Here is a 16,937-nt window from a genome sequence, read left to right as displayed (position 1 = left end):
TAATGGTCCGAGGGGAGTTGCAGCATGTACCGTTGGCTAGCCGAAAAACTGGGAAACGTAAGCGTCAATCGCAAACTGGGTGTCGGCTTCGGTCTGGTGCTGCTTCTAACCTTGTTGATCACCTTCACCGGCTGGACCGGCCTGAGCGGTGTGATCAGCCGTGGCGACACGCTCGGGTTTATTTCCAGCCTCAATGAGCTGACCAAAGACCTGCGCCTGGCCCGCCTGGACTACGACATGCGCCGTGGCGAACAAGGCCCGGGCGCCGTCAACGAGCTGATCGGCAAACTCGATAGCGGCCTGAAAACCGCCCGCACGCTAATCGAACAACCTGACGACGTGGCATTGCTCGACCAGCAACTGGCCGCCATCAGCGAGTACAAACGCGCCTTCGCCGATCTGACCCAGGCCACCGCCGCTCGCGAAGACGCTCGCAGCAAACTGGGCGCCACCGCCGATAACGCCGTGGCCCGCGTCGCCGAAGTCGAAAAATCCATGCTGCAGGGCGACAGCGTCACCCAGTTCAACAGTGTGATCGACCTGAGCAAACTGATTCAGCAAGCGCGCTTCCAGGTCCGCGGCTACACCTACAGCGGCAAACCCGAGGCCGAGCAGCCAGCGCTGGACGCCATCGACAACGCCCTGAAAAACCTCGAAAGCCTGCCAGCCAAACTGCCGGAGCAGCACATCGCCAACCTGCAACAGGCGACCGACTCGCTCAAAGCCTATCGCGCGGCGGTCAGCCAGTTCCGCGACTCCCAGGTCGCCAGCGCTGCCGCCTTCAAACGCATGAGCGCCCAAGGCGACATTCTGTTCGACGTCAGCAAAAAGCTCACCACCTCGCAAACCGCCATACGTGACGCCGATACGGCGCATGCCAAAAACCTGCTGCTGATGGCCACCGTCCTCGCGTCGGCCTTTGGTCTGTTCGCGGCCTGGGCCATCACCCGCCAGATCGTCATTCCCCTGAGCCAGACCCTCAAAGTCGCCGAGCGTGTCGCCGCGGGCGACCTGAGCCACAACCTGATTTCTGAACGCCAGGACGAACTGGGCCAACTACAGCGCGCCATGCAGAGCATGACCCTGGGCCTGCGAGAACTGATCGGCGGCATCAGCGACGGCGTGACCCAAATCGCCAGCGCCGCTGAAGAACTGTCTGCCGTTACCGAGCAGACCAGCGCCGGGGTCAACAGTCAGAAGGTCGAAACCGATCAAGTGGCCACCGCCATGCACGAAATGACCGCCACCGTGCAGGAAGTCGCGCGCAATGCCGAGGAAGCGTCCGAAGCCGCCGTCGCCGCCGACCAGCAGGCCCGCGAGGGTGACAGGGTGGTCGGCGAAGCCATCGCCCAGATCGAGCGCCTGGCCCTCGAAGTCGGCAACTCCACTGCCGCCATGGGCGATCTGAAGCGCGAAAGCGACAAGATCGGCAGCGTGCTCGACGTGATCAAATCCGTGGCCCAGCAAACCAACCTGCTGGCGCTCAACGCCGCCATCGAAGCCGCTCGCGCCGGTGAAGCCGGGCGTGGCTTTGCGGTGGTCGCCGACGAAGTCCGCAGCCTGGCCCAGCGTACCCAGAAGTCCACCGAAGAAATCGAAGAGTTGATCGTTGGCCTGCAAACCGGCACTCAGCAAGTCGCGACCATCATGGACAACAGCCGCAGCCTGACCGACAGCAGCGTCGAACTGACCCGCCGCGCCGGCGGCTCGCTGGAAAGCATCACCCGCACCGTGTCGGCGATCCAGTCGATGAACCAGCAGATCGCCGCAGCCGCCGAGCAACAGAGCGCGGTGGCCGAAGAGATCAACCGCAGCGTGCTGAATGTGCGTGACGTATCCGAGCAGACCTCGGCCGCCAGTGAAGAGACCGCGGTCTCCAGCGTGGAACTGGCGCGGCTGGGGACGCATCTGCAGATGCTGGTGGGCAGATTCAAGGTTTGAGCGTTCGCTTAAGACCGAGGTGAAGCCATTCGCGGGCAAGCCTCGCTCCTACGGGGGAATTCCTGTAGGAGCGAGGCTTGCCCGCGAATGCGATGGATCAGGCGACGAAGTTAGAGAACCTGGCGCAAAAACGCCTGCGCACGGGGATCCTTCGGTGCATCGAAGAACTCGGCCGGTGAGGCGTCTTCCAGCAATTTGCCGTGATCGAAGAACAGCACCCGGTCCGCCACTTCCCGGGCGAAGCCCATTTCGTGGGTGACGCAAACCATGGTCATGCCTTCCACGGCCAGGGTCTTCATCACATCCAGCACTTCACCGACCATTTCCGGGTCGAGCGCCGACGTCGGCTCATCGAACAGCATGACTTTCGGCTCCATCGCCAACGCCCGGGCTATAGCCACGCGCTGCTGCTGACCACCGGACAGGCGCGATGGAAACTCGTGGGCCTTCTGAGCGATACCGACCTTTTCCAGCAACACCATGGCCTTGGCCTCGCGCTCCTTCTTGCCGCGCTTGCGCACGACTTTCTGGGCCAGGCAGAGGTTTTCCAGCACGGTCATGTGCGGGAACAGGTTGAAATGCTGAAACACCATGCCGACTTCGCGGCGGTAGGCGTTGACGTCGGTTTTCGGGTCGGCCAGTTGCAGACCGTCGATGCTCACCGAACCGGAGTCGAACGCTTCCAGGCCATTCAGGCAGCGCAGAAAGGTCGACTTGCCGGAACCGGACGGGCCGATCACCACCAATACTTCGCCCTTCGCCACTTGGGTGGTGACGTTGTCCACCGCGCGAACCACCTGACCGCGGGTGTCGAAGACTTTTATCAGATCGCGGACTTCAATCACTTTGCGCGAGCCTCCGCTCAAGCCGACTGGCGATTTTCGACAGCGGCAGGTTGATCAACAGGTACAACCCAGCCACGCAGAACAGGATTTCGAACGGCGAGAACGAGGTAGTGATGACTTCACGACCGCTTTTCAACAGTTCGGTAATCGCGATCACCGACACCAGCGAGGTGTCCTTGACCAGACTGATGAACTGCCCGGCCAGCGGTGGCAGCACGCGCTTGAACGCTTGCGGCAGCACCACATGACGCATCGACTGGCCACCGCTCAAACCGAGGGAGCGCGCCGCTTCGTTCTGGCCGCGTGCAATTGATTGCACGCCAGAGCGGATGATCTCCGCCACGTAGGCACCGGTGAACAGCGACAGCGCGGCGATCCCGGCGAACTCCCGGGAGAGGTTCATCACGGTGCCAATGAAGAAGTAGAAAATGAAAATTTGCACCAGCAGCGGCGTACCGCGCACCAGCTCGACATAGATCGTCGAGAGGTCGCGCAGGGTCGGGTTGTTCGACAGGCGGCACAGCCCGGTGGCCAGGCCGATCAGCAGGCCAAGCACGCCAGACACCAGGGACAACCACAACGTGGTCCAGAGCCCCCATAGCAGCGGGCCGGCGGCCCAATGCCGGGTCACGCCGATCACATCGCCTTCGGCCACATCATCGCCTTGCGCGACTTGCAGGCTGTTGTCGTCAACCGTCAGGTGCTGCTCATCCCCGGCATCATTGCGCAGGGTGACTTCAGTCTTGCTGCCCTTGCGCACCAGCTCACTGACGGTGGAGATGTCGGCCGCGCGCTGGGACTCTTCGGCATGGTAGGCGAAGTACTGCGGCACACGGTTCCAGCGCCATTCGTAGGACATCAGCGAGGTGGCGTAGTACAACGCGCCAGCCAGGCCGATCAGCACCAGCACGGTTAATACGTGCCAGGGCCATTGGGCTTTTTTCTGTTTCATTTAAAGGCAAATCCATAACGATCAGGGCGCCCGCTCCCTCTGTGGCGAGGGAGCTTGCTCCCGCTGGGTTGCGCAGCAACCCTGAAATCAGCCACTGCGCAACGTCGGGTAAACGAGTCAATCGATTTACGACTGCTTCGCAGTCGGACGGGAGCAAGCTCCCTCGCCACAAAGGCGGTGTTACTCCATGTCCTTGAGCCAGGCGGTGTCTTTAAACCACTTGTCATGGATGCGATCGTAGGTGCCGTCTTCGTGAATCTGGTGCAGGAAGTTGTTGATGAAGTTGAGGCTGTCGTAATCGCCTTTCTTCAGGCCGAAAGCCAAAGGCTCATAGGTGAACGGCTTGTCGAGGAACAGCAGTTTGCCGTTGCCGACCTTGTTCACCGCCACGACGTTGTAAGGCGCGTCGTAGATGAAGGCGTCGGCCTTGCCGTTGACCACGTCGAGCACCGCTTCCTGCTCGTTGTCGTAGCCGTGGTACTTGGCTTTGGAAATGAGCTTTTTGGCGACCATCTCGCCAGTGGTGCCGAGCTTGGAGGTGATGCGGTAGTCGGCGGTGTTCAGGTCTTTATAGGACTTGATGGTGCCTTCCAGCTCCTTGCGGATCAGCAGCGTCTGGCCGACCACGATGAAGGGTTCGCTGAAGTTCAGGCGCAGGTTGCGCTCCTGGGTCAGGGTCATGCCGCTGCCGATCATGTCGAACTTGTCGGTCAGCAGGGCCGGGATGATGCCGTCGTAGCCGGTGGATACCATTTCCAGCTTGACGCCCATGGCCTTGGCCATGGCTTTGAGGATGTCGACTTCGAAGCCGATGATTTCGCCGCGCTTGTTGGTCATTTCGAACGGCATGTAGGTCGGGTCCATGCCGACTTTCAGCGTGCCGCGCTTGACCGCGTCATCGATGGCACCGGCCTGCACCGCGCTGACTGCAACCAATGCCGTGACGCCGACCAGCAGCATCGACAGATACTTCTTCATCTTCAAGTCCCCAAAACCCATCGCATTGTGAGGCACGCAAACCGCAGGTTTCCTTTGGGAAACCGGCAGATACGAACAGAAAGTTGTCCGGGCGCACCAATTCGGGGACGGATGCTAACGCACTCGGCCGTTTGCACAAGGGGTTGAAGGAGATTTGTTTGATCGTTCCCACGCAGAACACGGAACGATCATCAGCACAAAAAAAACCCCGCTTTCGCGGGGTTTTTCATTATGCCAACTGAGGCTGCACGCTCAACGGCTTGAGCGGCAACAGCGGCGCATGCGGATCGGCATCCACCGAAGTGCGCCAGGCTTGCAGCCACTCGGCATGGCCTTCGCTCCAGACTTGCTCATGCAAGCGACCCAGTGCCACCGGATCACTCAGCAGGGCCACGCGCTCGTTGTTGGTCAGCCCTTCAGGCCCGACCTTCATCGCATGGCGAACCCGCTCGATACGCAGCCATTCGATCGGCTCGGCCTGACGGTGACGAGACGTCGCCAGCGCACACGCCAACGCGTTCTGCTGTGGATCGACCACCGACCGGACGAAGCCGTCGTGCAGTGCATGCCAGCGGTTTTCGTGGGTGTACTGATCAGTCGCCAGCAACGCCTGCGGCGGAGCGTATTCCTCAGGAATCAGGAACAGGCTCTCGTCACGGGATTTCAGGCCCAGGCCGACACGACTGGAGATCACCGACACCGGAATCGACAGCATCAGCGAACCGACGATCGGCACCAGCCACCAGAGGAAGCTCGGGTTCAGCCAGATCACCAGCAGCGCCCAGAAGAAACCCAGCACGGTTTGCGGACCGTGGCGCTTGACCGCCTCGCTCCAAGGCGTGGAATCGTCGTCACGTTGCGGCGAGTTCCAGGTCGCGGCCCAGCCGAGGAACGCGGCGAGCACGAAACGGGTGTGGAAAATCATCCGCACCGGCGCCAGCAGCATGGAGAACAACATCTCCAGCAGCATCGACAGCGTCACCTTGAACTTGCCACCGAACTCTTTCGCGCCCTTGGCCCAGATCAGGATGATGCTCAGCAGCTTCGGCAGGAACAGCAGCACGATGGTCGTCGAGAACAGCGCGATCGCCTTGTCCGGGTGCCATTGTGGCCAAAGCGGATAGAGCTGACGCGGTTCCAGGAAGTACTGCGGCTCCATCAGCGTGTTGGTCGCCAGCAGGGCTGTCGACAGCACGAGGAAGAAGAACCACAACGGCGCCGACAGGTAAGACATCACGCCTGTCAGGAACACCGCACGGTGTACCGGGTGCATGCCCTTGACCAGGAACAGCCGGAAGTTCATCAGGTTGCCATGGCACCAGCGACGGTCACGCTTGAGTTCGTCCAACAGGTTCGGCGGCAGTTCTTCGTAGCTGCCCGGCAAATCATAGGCAATCCACACGCCCCAGCCGGCACGGCGCATCAGCGCAGCTTCAACGAAGTCGTGGGACAGGATCGCACCGGCGAACGCGCCTTTACCGGGCAACGGCGCCAGGGCGCAGTGCTCGATGAACGGCTTCATGCGGATGATCGCGTTGTGGCCCCAGTAGTGGGATTCGCCCAACTGCCAGAAGTGCAGGCCAGCGGTGAACAGTGGACCGTACACACGGGTGGCGAACTGCTGCATACGCGCATAAAGGGTGTCCATGCCCGACGCACGCGGCGCGGTCTGGATGATCCCGGCGTCCGGCGTGGCTTCCATCAGGCGCACCAGGCTGCTCAGGCATTCGCCACTCATTACGCTGTCGGCGTCGAGCACGACCATGTATTTGTAGTCACCGCCCCAACGACGGCAGAAGTCGTCGAGGTTGCCGCTTTTACGTTTTACGCGACGACGACGGCGGCGGTAGAAGATCTTGCCGAAGCCCTTGGCTTCACGGCAGACGTCCAGCCAGGCCTGCTGTTCGGCGACGCAGATATCGGCGTCGTTACTGTCGCTGAGCACGAAAAAGTCGAAGCGATCGAGGTTACCCGAGGCTGCAACCGACTCGAAGGTCGCCCGCAAACCGGCGAATACCCGCGGCACATCTTCGTTGCAGATCGGCATCACCAATGCGGTGCGTGCGTCCTTGGCGATCGGCTCGTTGCCGGCGCTGGCGCCGGAAATGCGGTACTTGTCGCGACCCGTGATCAACTCGAGGAAGCCCATCAGCGCGGTCCAGAAACCGGCCGACACCCAGCAGAACAGAATCCCGAACAGAATCAGGATGCTGGTTTGCAACGCGTAAGGCAGCACCTGGGCCGCGGTTTGCAGAAGCGGTTGGTGCAGGACTTCTTCAAGATCGACGAACGACCAGCCCTGGTACGGCATGATGCCTTTCATGTACCAGCCGGCGACGATCGTCTGACCGAGCATCAGCACCAGCAGAATATAGCGGCGGATCGAACCGACGGTGCGCCAGCGAGCAGCCGGCAGCACGTTCTCGTCTTTCTGCGGCTGCGGCGGGTTGGTGCGACCGGTCAGCCGACGCCAGCCACGCACCAGAATATTGGTGCGCCATGGCTCCGGAACGACTTTGGTCCGACGGATCGGCGGGGCTGCCTTGAGGCAAACCCGACCACTGGCGTCGAGTCCCAACATTTGCGCATCCGCCAGTTCTTCGGCGGTGTTCAGGGTCAGGCGCCGCCCGACCGACGCCTGGGCGGCATCGGTTGGCGCGTCGAACGCCTGGGACGACAGACGTTCGTGCAACTCACTGAAAGACTTGCAGCCCGCGAGTTCCGCGCGCTGCTCGTCGGTCATCGGCAAATGCGCCAGGTACTCGGCAAGCGTTTGTGGCTGTACTTGTGAATTACTCATCGGCGGGCAACTGATAGCTCCAGGTCTCGGTCAGGACTTGTTCAGTCGGTGCCGATTCCGGTGTGGCAGGGGCCGCTTCGGCAGCGACAGGCTGCTTGGCGTCTTTGTTGTCCTTGTCCTTGGTGTCCTTGACTTGCTGGGCTTGCGCTTCAGCTTGCTTGGCTTCCTTGTCCTTCTTCTCCTGCTGACGGGCGGCGATCTTGTCGGCCTTGGCAACGGAAGAGCTGGACGCTGGCGCCGTGGTCTTGATCGTCTCGGCAGGCGTGATGGTCTTGACCAGTGCTGCACGCATTTCGGTGGACTTGTTCGGATCCTTGATCTTCATCCGCAGGGTCAGGCGCCAGCCCTTGGTTTCAGGGTTGTAACGGACGCTGTTCTCGACCAGTTCCGCGTTGTCGCCAACGCTCACCTGACTGCGCACTTCGGCATCTTCCGGCAAGTCTTGCAGGGACGGACCCTGGAAATCCACCAGGTAGGCCACGCTGCCGTCCGGCTGACGAATCAGGTTCGACTGCTTCACGTCACCCGTGGAACGCAGGGTCTGTTGGACCCAGGCGCTGTCCGCCGAATGCAGGGCGGCTTCGTCGATGGTCCAGTGCATGCGATAGGCGACGTCCAGGGGCTGCCCAGGCTCTGGCAGTTTTTCCGGGCTCCAGAAAGCAACGATATTGTCGTTGGTTTCGTCAGCGGTAGGAATCTCCACCAGATCGACGGAGCCCTTGCCCCAATCGCCTTTCGGCTCGATCCAGGCACTTGGGCGCTTGTCGTAGCGGTCATCGAGGTCTTCGTAGTGGCTGAAGTCACGACCACGCTGCAGCAAGCCGAAACCGCGCGGGTTCTCGATCGAGAAGTTGCTCACGGCCAGGTGTTTCGGGTTGTTCAATGGGCGCCAGATCCATTCGCCGTTGCCGGCATGGATCGACAGACCGCTGGAGTCGTGCAGTTCGCGACGGTAGTTCAGCACTTTCGACGGCTGGTTGGCGCCGAACAGGAACATGCTGGTCAGCGGCGCAACGCCAAGTTTGGTGACCTTGTCACGCAGGAACATCCTGGCCTTGACGTCGACGACCGTGTCGCTGCCCGGACGCAGGGTCAGGCGATAGGCACCGGTGGCGCGCGGCGAATCCAGCAGGGCGAAGATCACCAGGTGCTTGTCGCCCGGCTTCGGCTGCTGAATCCAGAACTCGGTGAAACGCGGGAACTCTTCGCCGGACGGCAAGGCGGTATCGATGGCCATGCCGCGAGCGGACAAGCCATAGGTGTGGCCCTTGCCGACGACGCGGAAGTAACTCGCGCCGAGCATGGTCATGATTTCGTCTTGCTTGTCGGCCTTGTTGATCGGGTAGAGCACACGGAAACCGGCATAACCCAGCTTCTCAGTGGCTTTAGGATCGAACTTCATATCGCCGAAATCGAAACGACTTGGGTCGTATTTGATCTCTTCGACGGCGTTGGCCGTGATTTCGTTGATTTTCACCGGCGTATCGAAGTGCATGCCCTGGTGATAGAACGACAGCTTGAATGGGGTTTTCTGGTTAGCCCACTCGGCTTTTTCGGTGAGGAAGCGAATTTTTTGATAATCCGCGAATTTCATCTCACGAAATTCATTCGGCAGGTTACTGCGCGGGGCTTCGTATTTTTGCCCGGCCAGCTCTTTTGCCTTGACCGATACGTCATCCAGATTGAATGCCCAAAGCTGGCCGGCGCTGAACAGGCAGAGCAGTGCAGAGCCCGCTACCAGAGCATTTCGAAACCGTTTGGCAGACAATTTTGGTGCATTACAGGGACTAACAATCACGAGCAACCCTCGCCGAAAACAGATCAAAAAACCAACGGCCAGTTAAAGTGCCAGCACGGTGTACGGTGGAAAAAAACCGACCCTGCGGACCACTCTTGCCAAGTTGGCGAGCATTGTTCCGACTCCCATGGGGCAAAATGATTCCCCAACAGGCCGCGGACAAGTCTCTACCTAAGTCAAAATGGACCAACGAACGCTGATCCCCGTAGCGCGCGATTATCTAGTAGGCCGCGTTACAACGCATCAGGGGGAAGCAAGTATTTATCGGGAAAAGCCTCTGTTTTCAGCCGAAATGCCCTTAAAAACATGTTTCAAGCGCTTTCACGTCTGTAACAGGAAGGTTACCGGGCCATCATTGACCAGGTGCACCTGCATATCCGCGCCGAATCTACCTGATGCCACAGTGCCATGCACCTGTTTCGCTTTGCCCAATAGATAGTCGAACAGCGCCTCGCCCAAGGCCGGAGGGGCTGCAGTCGAAAAACTCGGACGCAACCCGTTTTTGGTATCGGCGGCCAGGGTGAACTGCGAGACCAGCAACAACCCGCCGCCCACGTCAGCCAAGGACAGATTCATCTTGCCCTCGGCGTCACTGAATACTCGATAGTTAAGCAGTTTATGCAGAAGTTTGTCGGCGCTGGCCTGCGTGTCGTCGGGTTCGACCGCCACCAGCACCAGCAACCCCTGATCTATCGCACCAACCACCTCTCCCGCGACCTCGACTCGCGCGCCGCGCACGCGTTGCAGCAGGGCCTTCATGCTTCGTCAGGCGACAGGTCGAGTAAGCGACGGGCCATCTGATCGGCGGCGCGTACCAATGCATCGGTGATCCCCGGTTCGGACGCCGCATGGCCGGCGTCGCGGATCACCTGCAATTCGCTGTTCGGCCAGGCTTGATGCAGTTCCCAGGCGTTGTCCAGCGGGCAGATCACATCATAGCGACCATGGACGATGACGCCGGGCAAATGGGCGATCTTGCCCATGTCGCGGATCAGCTGATTCGGCTCGAGGAAAGCGTTGTTGGTGAAGTAGTGGCATTCGATGCGGGCGATGGACAACGCACGCTGGGGTTCGGAGAAACGATCGACCACCAGCGGGTTCGGACGCAGGGTCGCGGTGCGGCCTTCCCAGATGGACCAGGCCTTGGCCGCGTGCATCTGGGCGATCTGGTCGTTGCCGACCAGGCGTTTGTGGAATGCCGTGAGCAAGTCGTCGCGCTCGTCCAGCGGGATCGGCGCGATGTAGTCCTGCCAGTAATCGGGGAACAGGCGACTGGCGCCACACTGGTAGAACCACTCGATTTCCTGGGGACGGCAGAGAAAAATCCCGCGCAGAATCAGACCGTGCACGCGCTCCGGGTGGGTTTGCGCGTAAGCCAGGGCCAGGGTCGAACCCCAGGAACCGCCGAACAGCACCCATTTGTCGATGCCCAGGTGTTTGCGAATCCGCTCGAGATCGGCGACCAGATCCCAGGTGGTGTTGTTCTCAAGGCTGGCGTGGGGCGTGGAGCGACCGCAACCGCGCTGGTCGAAGGTGACAATGCGATACAGGTTCGGATCGAAATACCGGCGGCTCTGCGCATCACACCCGGCGCCAGGGCCGCCGTGAATGAACACTACCGGCAAACCTTCCGGTGAACCGCTTTCGTCGACATACAGCGTATGGGTTTTATCGACGGCCAGATCGTGCCGGGCGTGGGGTTTGATCTGCGGGTACAAAGTCTGCATTGCGCGCTCCGTAAGGGGTCGAGGTCATCCCTGTAGGGACTTCTATTATTCTGCCGTCCGGCATCATAAACCCGAATTACTTCAATGAGCATGCCCCTTGCAGCGTCAGCGCTTGTCAGCCCATCTTGTCAGCCCGTCTTCTCAGCCAAATACCCGAGCAGGGTTTCATAGAGTCGGTCGACCTCGGCAACCTGCCCCCGCGCCCGCAAACAACCGTGAACCAGCCCCTGACCGTAATAAAGCATTGCGCTCACGCCGGCGGCGTTGAGTCGCCCGGCGTAAAGCACGCCGTCATCGCGTAGCGGATCGAACTGCGCCACGGCGATCAACGTCGGTGGCAGACCGCTGAAGTCGTCGGCGAGCAAGGGCATCGCATAGGCCGTTGGCTGACGGATACCACCCAAGTACAGCGCGTGATAACAATCCAGATCGCTGCTACCCAGCAATGGCGCGTCGGCGCATTCGCTGCGTGATGGCAACCGGTGATCGCCGCCCAGGCCCGGATAGATCAGAACCTGTGCACAAGGCGCCGGTTCGCCGGCATCGCGCAAGGCCAGACACAGCGCAGCGGCAAGGTTGCCGCCAGCGCTGTCGCCGGCCACCAGCGTCCGCGCCAGGTCGAGTTGAAACGGCCCCGTGCGTAGCGCTCGCCAGACACCCAGACAGTCATCGAACGCCGCTGGAAACGGATGCTCCGGCGCCAGCCGATAATCGACGGCGATCACCAACACACCGAGCACCGACGCCAGTTCGGCGCAGATGAAGTCGTGGGAATCCAGATCCCCCACCACCCAACCACCGCCATGCAGATACACAATGCAGGGCCAACCGTTGGTCGGCAGCGGAACCGGCGGTTGCCAGGCGCGCACCGCCACTCCCGCCAACTCTAGATCGACCACCTCAAGCCCCGCGGGATGTGGCGGGGTAAACGCCCGGCACATCTCGCTGTAGGCCTGACGCATACCGGCGAGGCTGCTGTCAGTGCTGTTGAAGCTGAGGGTTTTCTCGACGAAAGCCGCCATCTGTTCAGAGAGTGGATAAGAAGCCATGGACTACAGCCAGTCAGTTCAAAGTTTTTGATTGATAACCTGTGGCGCAGTCAATTTTTGAGACTGGCCTGAACGGTTGCCGCGCCATTCTTTCCATCGAAACTGCTGACACCCGCCAGCCAGCGCTGAAGGTCTTCGGGATGATCACGCAGCCACTGCTTGGCGACATCCTGCGGCGTCTTACGCTCCATGATCGGTACCATCAACTGGCTTTCCTGGGCAGCGGTGAAGGTCAGGTTTTCCAATAGACGGTTCACGTTCGGGCAACGCTCGGCATAGTCCGGCGCGGTCACGGTGGAAACGGTCGCCGCGCCTTCATTCGGGCCGTAGACGTCTTCGCTGCCGGTCAGGTAGGCGATGTTCATGTTGATGTTCATCGGATGCGGGGTCCAGCCGACGAACACCACGAACTCCTTGCGATTGACCGCCCGTTGTACGGCGGCGAGCATCCCAGCCTCACCGGACTCGATCAACTTGAAGTCCTTCAAACCGAAGCGGTTGGTCTCGATCATGGTTTTGATGGTGGTGTTGGCGCCGCTGCCCGGCTCGATGCCGTAGATCTTGCCACCCAACTGATCCTTGAACCTGGCGATGTCGGCGAAGGTTTTCAGGCCGGCGGCAGCGACATAGTCAGGTACCGCGAGCGTTGCCTGGGCGTCGGCCAGACTCGGTTTGTCCATGACCTTCACCTGATTGGCGGACACGAACGGGGCGATGTTCTTGTCCATCGCCGGTTTCCAGTAACCGAGGAAAATATCCAGACGCTTGTCGCGGATGCCGGCGAAGATGATTTGCTGCACGGCGCTGGTTTGCTTGCTTTCATAGCCAAGGCCATTGAGCAGCACATCGGCCATGCCGCTGGTGGCAATGACGTCGGTCCAGTTGACCACGCCCATACGCACGGTCTTGCAGGAAGCGGGGTCGTTGGCGAAAACGCTGGTGCTCAGAAGAGCAGTGCCGGTGAGGATTAACAGACAGCGGTTGAACAGTCGTTTCATCGGGAAGGCTCGCTCGGCAGCAGATTATTGTGGGCCCGGTGTCTTTGTGCTCCGTGCCCACAACGTTACGCAGCACCGAGTCGGCAAAAGTGACCTGTGGCGACCGTGTTTTGCACGGTGGCGACTGTCCTGATGCGTTATCAAGGCGAACACTAATCTGTGGCGAGGGAGCTTGCTCCCGCTGGGTTGCGAAGCAGCCCCCAAACCATTCAACCGAGTTTTATCAGGTACGCCCGACCAACCGGGTTTACGACGGCTTCGCCGCCGAGCGGGACGGTGCGGCGATCCGACAAGCTCCCTCGCCACAAAGGCCCGTTCGCCACAGGGTTACGCGCTGTAATGCTTTTCGCCCCACGCCAACAGCCCTTGCAGTAATTCCCGGAGTACCACTTGCGTCGGCTCGGCCAAATCCGGGCGATAACGGAACGGCTGGAACTCTTCCATGTACGTGCACTGGCCCAACTCCAGTTGCACGGCATGAATGTTCTCGGCCGGGTTGCCGTAGTGCCGGGTGATGTGTCCGCCCTTGAAGCGGCCGTTCAGCACATGGCTGTAATCGGTGTGCTTCGCGCAGATCGCTTCCAGCTGTGTGGCCAACTGCGGATCGCAACTGGCGCCGTTGAAGGTGCCGAGGTTGAAGTCCGGTAGTTTGCCGTCGAACAGGTGCGGAATCACCGAGCGGATCGAGTGCGCGTCGAACAGCAGCGCGTAGCCGAACTCGGCTTTCAGCCGTGCCAGTTCTTCCTGCAAGGTGCGGTGGTACGGCGTCCAGATCTGCTCCAGATACGTCGCCCGTTCCGCAGCCGACGGCTCCAGCCCTTCGCGGAACAACGGCACGCCATCGAACAGCGTCGCCGGATACAGGCCGGTGGTGGCGCCGACATATAAAGGCTTGTCGTCGGACGGCCGGTTCAGGTCGATGACAAACCGCGAGTACTCGGCCGCCAGGGTGCTGGCGCCCAGTTCGGCGGCGAATTCATAAAGCCTGGGGATGTGCCAATCGGTGTCCGGCAGGCTTTTCGCGTCGGGGATCAACCCCGCTTCCACCGTCGGGGTCAGGCGCAGGCCGGCGTGGGGCATGCTGATCAGCAGCGGCACGCGGCCTTGTTTGAAGTTCAGAACCTTATCCACAACCGCTCTCCTACAGATTTGATTCAACGCCGTGACGCACGACGCGTTTTTCCAGGTCGCCGCCCAGCCAGTACGACAGGTCGGCCGGACGATCGATTTGCCAGGCGACGAAGTCTGCGACCTTGCCGGCTTCCAGCGAACCGTGGGTTTGGCCCATGCCCAACGCGGTGGCGGCATGAATAGTCGCGCCCGCCAGCGCCTCTTCCGGGGTCATGCGGAAGCAGGTGCAGGCCATGTTCAGCATCAAGCGCAACGACAACGCCGGCGAAGTGCCCGGGTTAAGGTCGCTGGCGATGGCGATTTTCACACCGTGTTTGCGCAGGGCTTCCATCGGTGGCAATTGGGTTTCCCGCAGGAAGTAAAACGCGCCGGGCAGCAATACCGCGACGGTGCCGGACTTGGCCATGGCGATGGCATCGTCTTCGGTCATGAATTCCAGATGATCGGCGGACAGTGCGTGGTAACGCGCCGCCAGGCTCGAACCGTGCAGCGATGACAATTGCTCGGCGTGCAGCTTCACCGGCAAGCCGAGGTTCTGCGCGGCGACGAACACCCGCTCGACCTGCTCTGGCGAAAACGCTAGGTATTCACAGAAAGCGTCTACCGCATCCACCAGCCCTTCGGCCGCCAGGGCCGGGAGCATTTCGCTGCAGATGTGATCGATGTACGCGTCGGCGCGGTCGGTGTATTCCGGCGGCAAGGCGTGGGCCGCCAGGCATGTGCTGCGCACGCTGACGGGTAGCTCGGCGCCGAGACGGCGGACCACCCGCAGGATCTTGCGTTCGCTGGCCAGGTCCAGGCCGTAGCCGGATTTCATTTCGACGGTGGTCACGCCATCACGCATCAGGCTTTTCAGACGCTTGGCGGCGCTGGCGAACAGCTCGTCTTCGCTGGCGGCGCGGGTGGCGCGCACGGTGCTGGCAATGCCGCCGCCGGCTGCGGCGATTTCCGCGTAGCTGACGCCTTGCAGGCGCTGCTCGAATTCGCCGCTGCGGTTGCCGCCGAATACCGTGTGGGTGTGGCAGTCGATCAGGCCCGGAGTGACCCAGGCCCCGCTCAAGTCATTGACGGCCGGGTACTCGCCGGCCGGCAGTTCGGCGCGTGGGCCGATCCACTCAATGTGCGCACCGGACGTCACGATGGCCGCATCCTCGATGATCGAGTAGACGCCTTGCGCCATGGTTGCGACGTGGCAGTGTTGCCAGAGCGTTTTCATCCTTGGCCTCCGTTAGGTTATCGATGAGAAAAAATGGGTTCCTGTTCCACCGGTACCGCCTTGCCTGCCGCCGGCTTGACCCACGTCAAGTAGGCCAGCACCAGCAACACAATCCAGACCACGCCGACGATCAACGCCGCCTGGGTGTCCGGGAAATAACCCAGCACGCCGAAGATGAACAGCATGAAGGCAATCGCCGCCATCGGCGCATAGGGCCAGAATGGCACCGGGAATTTCAATTGCGCGACCTGCTCGGCACTCATGGAGCGACGCATGGCCACTTGGGTGAACAGAATCATCAGCCAGACCCACACCGTGGCAAAGGTCGCGATGGAGGCGATCAGCAGAAAGACGTTTTCCGGGATCAGGTAGTTCAGCAACACACCCAGCAGCAGCGCGCAGCTCATCACTATCACCGTCAACCACGGCACGCCATTGCGCGACAAGCGGGCGAAGCCTTTCGGTGCGTGCCCTTGCTGAGCCAGGCCATACATCATGCGGCCCGCGCCGAAGATGTCACTGTTGATGGCCGACACCGCCGCCGAGATCACCACGATGTTGAGGATGGTCGCCGCCGAGCTAATCCCCAGGTTGTCGAAAATCTGCACGAACGGGCTGCCTTGGCTGCCGATCTGCTGCCACGGGAAGATCGACATCAGCACCAGCATCGTCAGCACGTAGAACAGCAGGATTCGCAACGGTACGGCATTGATCGCGCGAGGCAGCACATGCTGCGGGTCTTTGGCTTCACCGGCGGTAACGCCGATGATTTCAATACCGCCAAAGGCAAACATCACCACTGCAAACGAGGCGATCAAGCCGCCCAGGCCATTGGGCATGAAGCCGCCCTGGGTCCAGAGGTTGCTGATATCGGTCGCCTGGGCACCGGGCGCATTGCTGATGCCGAACAGCATGATGCCGAAACCACCGAGGATCATCGCGACGATGGCCGCGACCTTGAGCAGCGACAACCAGAACTCCATTTCGCCGAAGACTTTGACGTTGCACAGGTTCAAGCCGCCGACCACCGAAACGATGCCCAGCACCCAGATCCAGCGGGAGACTTCCGGAAACCAGAAACCCATGTAAATGCCGAATGCGGTCACGTCGGCCATACCGACGATGACCATTTCAAATGCGTAGGTCCAACCGAGGATAAAGCCCGCCATTGGCCCCAGGTAGGTGCTGGCGTACTGGCCGAAAGAACCGGCCACCGGGTTATGCACCGCCATCTCGCCAAGGGCGCGCATGACCATGAACACCGCCGCGCCACCGATCAGGTAAGCGAGCAGGACCGCGGGGCCAGCCATTTGAATGGCCGAGGCAGAACCGTAAAACAGCCCGGTGCCGATCGCCGACCCCAGTGCCATGAAGCGAATATGTCGGGCAGAGAGCCCGCGTTTCAAACCTTTTGCTGGCTGTTGCATCTCTCGTCCTTAATTATTCTTATTCGACGCTAAATTGAATCGCGAGCAGGCTCGCTCCCACAGTCCAATGTGGGC

Annotated in this window: 13 protein-coding genes and 1 pseudogene; 2 read left to right on the top strand and 12 right to left on the bottom strand. The window is 60.9% G+C overall.

All coding sequences use genetic code 11. The features are described from left to right. Positions 1-24 precede the first annotated feature (24 nt). Together LOY36_RS29025 and LOY36_RS29020 are read left to right on the top strand one after the other, a co-directional pair. Positions 25-1,083 (top strand): annotated as a pseudogene (locus LOY36_RS29025) (methyl-accepting chemotaxis protein); the annotation flags it as partial. Further along, positions 1,069-1,941, top strand: a complete 873-nt coding sequence (locus LOY36_RS29020; RefSeq protein ID WP_408981113.1) for a methyl-accepting chemotaxis protein — start codon at positions 1,069-1,071, stop codon at positions 1,939-1,941. The pseudogene LOY36_RS29025 and the gene LOY36_RS29020, both read left to right, overlap by 15 nt. 110 nt (positions 1,942-2,051) lie before the next feature. Here LOY36_RS29020 and LOY36_RS01795 read toward each other — a convergent pair whose 3' ends face one another. The 12 genes from LOY36_RS01795 to LOY36_RS01740 all read right to left on the bottom strand — a co-directional run bounded on the left by LOY36_RS01795 (position 2,052) and on the right by LOY36_RS01740 (position 16,862). Further along, complete coding sequence (locus tag LOY36_RS01795) at positions 2,052-2,786, bottom strand: amino acid ABC transporter ATP-binding protein (RefSeq protein ID WP_007936789.1); 735 nt, start codon at positions 2,784-2,786, stop codon at positions 2,052-2,054. Continuing rightward, a complete protein-coding gene (locus LOY36_RS01790) occupies positions 2,779-3,738 on the bottom strand; it encodes an amino acid ABC transporter permease (RefSeq protein WP_258672073.1) in 960 nt (319 codons plus the stop codon). Before LOY36_RS01790 ends, LOY36_RS01795 begins: the two co-directional genes overlap by 8 nt. A 180-nt stretch (positions 3,739-3,918) precedes the next feature. After that, positions 3,919-4,716, bottom strand: a complete 798-nt coding sequence (locus tag LOY36_RS01785; RefSeq protein ID WP_026345986.1) for a transporter substrate-binding domain-containing protein — start codon at positions 4,714-4,716, stop codon at positions 3,919-3,921. 229 nt (positions 4,717-4,945) lie between these two features. After that, the gene (gene mdoH, locus LOY36_RS01780) at positions 4,946-7,516 is read right to left on the bottom strand and encodes a glucans biosynthesis glucosyltransferase MdoH (RefSeq protein WP_258672071.1); all 2,571 of its coding nucleotides are present in this window, start codon (positions 7,514-7,516) and stop codon (positions 4,946-4,948) included. Continuing rightward, entirely contained in the window at positions 7,509-9,314 is a 1,806-nt protein-coding gene (locus LOY36_RS01775) for a glucan biosynthesis protein G (protein WP_026345987.1), read from the bottom strand. The genes mdoH and LOY36_RS01775 overlap by 8 nt, the downstream gene beginning before the upstream one ends. Before the next feature lie 321 nt (positions 9,315-9,635). After that, entirely contained in the window at positions 9,636-10,073 is a 438-nt protein-coding gene (dtd, locus tag LOY36_RS01770) for a D-aminoacyl-tRNA deacylase (RefSeq protein WP_258672065.1), read from the bottom strand. Continuing rightward, positions 10,070-11,041: a prolyl aminopeptidase gene (gene pip / locus LOY36_RS01765; RefSeq protein WP_018929173.1), complete on the bottom strand. Its 972-nt coding sequence runs from the start codon at positions 11,039-11,041 to the stop codon at positions 10,070-10,072. The genes dtd and pip overlap by 4 nt, the downstream gene beginning before the upstream one ends. Positions 11,042-11,169: 128 nt before the next feature. Further along, entirely contained in the window at positions 11,170-12,090 is a 921-nt protein-coding gene (locus LOY36_RS01760; protein ID WP_258672063.1) for an alpha/beta hydrolase, read from the bottom strand. A 50-nt stretch (positions 12,091-12,140) separates the two neighbouring features. Further along, positions 12,141-13,088 (bottom strand): choline ABC transporter substrate-binding protein, encoded by a 948-nt coding sequence (locus LOY36_RS01755; protein ID WP_019650800.1) that lies wholly within the window; start codon positions 13,086-13,088, stop codon positions 12,141-12,143. A gap of 327 nt (positions 13,089-13,415) precedes the next feature. Then, positions 13,416-14,219, bottom strand: a complete 804-nt coding sequence (hutG, locus tag LOY36_RS01750; protein ID WP_018929176.1) for an N-formylglutamate deformylase — start codon at positions 14,217-14,219, stop codon at positions 13,416-13,418. A gap of 10 nt (positions 14,220-14,229) precedes the next feature. Beyond that, positions 14,230-15,435 carry an imidazolonepropionase gene (gene hutI, locus LOY36_RS01745; protein ID WP_258672061.1) on the bottom strand — a complete coding sequence of 402 codons (1,206 nt, stop codon included), beginning with the start codon at positions 15,433-15,435 and terminating at the stop codon, positions 14,230-14,232. A 17-nt stretch (positions 15,436-15,452) separates the two neighbouring features. After that, positions 15,453-16,862, bottom strand: a complete 1,410-nt coding sequence (locus LOY36_RS01740; protein WP_258672058.1) for an amino acid permease — start codon at positions 16,860-16,862, stop codon at positions 15,453-15,455. Between the last annotated feature and the right edge of the window lie 75 nt (positions 16,863-16,937).

This window comes from Pseudomonas sp. B21-019 (genome assembly GCF_024749225.1).
GTDB lineage: Bacteria > Pseudomonadota > Gammaproteobacteria > Pseudomonadales > Pseudomonadaceae > Aquipseudomonas.
Note: the sequence above shows the minus strand (reverse complement) of the source record. Positions and strands in the feature narration are given on the sequence as shown.

Bases quoted from the DNA above. Each gene is read 5' to 3' on its own strand.
- LOY36_RS29020 (WP_408981113.1), top strand. From the start codon at position 1,069: ATGCAGAGCATGACCCTGGGCCTGCGAGAACTGATCGGCGGCATCAGC.
- LOY36_RS01790 (WP_258672073.1), bottom strand. From the start codon at position 3,738: ATGAAACAGAAAAAAGCCCAATGGCCCTGGCACGTATTAACCGTGCTG.
- LOY36_RS01740 (WP_258672058.1), bottom strand. From the start codon at position 16,862: ATGCAACAGCCAGCAAAAGGTTTGAAACGCGGGCTCTCTGCCCGACAT.
- LOY36_RS01755 (WP_019650800.1), bottom strand. From the start codon at position 13,088: ATGAAACGACTGTTCAACCGCTGTCTGTTAATCCTCACCGGCACTGCT.
- LOY36_RS01760 (WP_258672063.1), bottom strand. From the start codon at position 12,090: ATGGCTTCTTATCCACTCTCTGAACAGATGGCGGCTTTCGTCGAGAAA.
- pip (WP_018929173.1), bottom strand. From the start codon at position 11,041: ATGCAGACTTTGTACCCGCAGATCAAACCCCACGCCCGGCACGATCTG.
- dtd (WP_258672065.1), bottom strand. From the start codon at position 10,073: ATGAAGGCCCTGCTGCAACGCGTGCGCGGCGCGCGAGTCGAGGTCGCG.
- hutI (WP_258672061.1), bottom strand. From the start codon at position 15,435: ATGAAAACGCTCTGGCAACACTGCCACGTCGCAACCATGGCGCAAGGC.
- mdoH (WP_258672071.1), bottom strand. From the start codon at position 7,516: ATGAGTAATTCACAAGTACAGCCACAAACGCTTGCCGAGTACCTGGCG.
- LOY36_RS01785 (WP_026345986.1), bottom strand. From the start codon at position 4,716: ATGAAGAAGTATCTGTCGATGCTGCTGGTCGGCGTCACGGCATTGGTT.